The following is a 1674-nucleotide window of genomic DNA, read 5'->3' as shown; positions in this document are numbered from 1 at the left end:
GGGATCCCTGCTCCAGTTTTCCACCCCTGCTTCAGCAGCAGTCGCCAGCGCCTGCCGCAGCTAGGAGGGCCTAACCCAGAGGAGGGGAATCTGGGTTTTGAGCCTCGCTGGGAGGCTGAGTTTTGTCTGGGGATAGGCTTGCTTCCCAGTTTCGCAGTTGGCTCAGTTGGGAGCGCACTTGCAAGGCAATTTGCAAAGCAGCCTCCAAAAGCCGCGACTGTTCGCTGGCCTGTTCCCTTATCTGGAGCGCAGTTAGAGTCGTCAACTCGTCACCGAAGAACTCACTTTGCTGCTCAATAAAGTCTTTGTTCTGCCGCAAGATCCGTTCAGTTTTCAAGGCGCGGATTAGGTCGCTGCGAGCCAGCTTCAGAGCCTCGATAATCTGATCCCGCTGGGGCAGCTTGACCTCAGGGTTACCTGCCTCCACCAATTCGTCATTGATGTGAATAGCTTGAATAAGCTGATGGTAGCGATCTACTTCTTCCAGCAAGTTCAGCAAGAGCGGCAGGCGGCGGCTGCGGAAAATCCAATAGGCTTGGCCCAAAGCGGCAATGGCTGCCAGGATCCCCCATTCCACCAGCCAAGTGCCCCAACTGCTGTGCAGGCCAGGGATCCAGATCCGCCCCAGCAAGGTCAGCAGGGATCCCCCCGTCCAAAAGGTCAAGAAACGGCAGAAGAGATCTAGCACCAACAACAGGCGCAGCAGATCCCAGAAGGCGGAGAACTGGCGCAGCCAATCTTTCCAGCGACGGACAGGCCGAGGTCGGTACAGCCAATCTATAGGTACCCCGGAAAGGTTTTCCACCAGAGAAGGGGAAATGACCAGCTCCTGTAAATCCCGCCGCATCACCATTGCCGAGTGTTACAAATTTCTCCCATTTTACTGAGACTGTTCTGCGGAAGGAGACTGCCGGCAAATCTAGATAACTAGATAAAGATAAAATAAGAGCTGCTCTGCTATTTGGGTCTTCACGACCTTGTGCCGGCAGCAGGTGGGGATCGGCTTGCGGAGCAACAACGGGTACAGGTTTGGGAAAGAGGAGACAAGCAGGGTGAGCAGTCAACTGCGCCAACTGAAGGCCCATCTCGCTGAACCGGAAAACTTTGCCCTCTACGGGCAGGTGATCTATCCTACTCCTGACGACAAACCCTTCGACGGCCAAGATGCCCAGTTGGTTTTGAATCAGGGGCAACCCCGCTTTTACCTCATGCGCTTGCCCCGCCGTGGCCTTCGGTTCACCCAAATAACTCACCACACCCGTTGCACCCAGTGTCTGGGATCCCTGCACGGCAAGGAGTGGTTTATCGCCGTCGCGCCGCCTGCCGACGAGCTGCAAGTGGATGAGATTCAAGCTTTTCGGGTGCCCGGCGACCGCTTTATCAAACTGGAAATGGGCACTTGGCATGCCGGCCCCTACTTCGATCACGAGGAGTTTATCGATTTCTACAACCTGGAGCTGGCCGACACCAACCTCACCGATCACGAGACAATCAACCTGCTTCAGACCTACAACCTGGAGTTTCAGATCATCCCTTGAGCAGCCGAATTCAGCAGCAAAAAAGCAGATTCATCTAAGGTGCATTAAGGTACGGGGATCCCTACCAGCACTAAGGGTGGAGAGAGAGGATCGCTTTGGGCTCTATCTCTAGTAGGCAAGGCCAAGGGGGAGAAAC

The 1674-nt window shown here is 55.2% G+C and carries 2 protein-coding genes; one reads left to right on the top strand and one right to left on the bottom strand.

Going from position 1 to position 1674, the window contains the following annotated elements; all coding sequences use genetic code 11:
- Positions 1-70 precede the first annotated feature (70 nt).
- The gene (locus tag NW852_RS08215; protein ID WP_414371423.1) at positions 71-847 is read right to left on the bottom strand and encodes a hypothetical protein; all 777 of its coding nucleotides are present in this window, start codon (positions 845-847) and stop codon (positions 71-73) included.
- Positions 848-1052: 205 nt separating this feature from the next.
- On the opposite strand from NW852_RS08215, the gene NW852_RS08210 reads away from it, so the two are divergent.
- Positions 1053-1538 carry an ureidoglycolate lyase gene (locus tag NW852_RS08210; RefSeq protein WP_414349238.1) on the top strand — a complete coding sequence of 162 codons (486 nt, stop codon included), beginning with the start codon at positions 1053-1055 and terminating at the stop codon, positions 1536-1538.
- Positions 1539-1674 lie beyond the last annotated feature (136 nt).

It is taken from the genome of Synechococcus sp. H60.1 (assembly GCF_047462335.1).
GTDB lineage: Bacteria > Cyanobacteriota > Cyanobacteriia > Thermostichales > Thermostichaceae > Thermostichus.
This window is presented reverse-complemented; position numbering and strand designations above follow the sequence as displayed.

What these genes read in the sequence shown, in the direction of transcription:
- NW852_RS08215 (WP_414371423.1), bottom strand. Translation starts at nt 847, where the DNA reads ATGCGGCGGGATTTACAGGAGCTGGTCATTTCCCCTTCTCTGGTGGAA.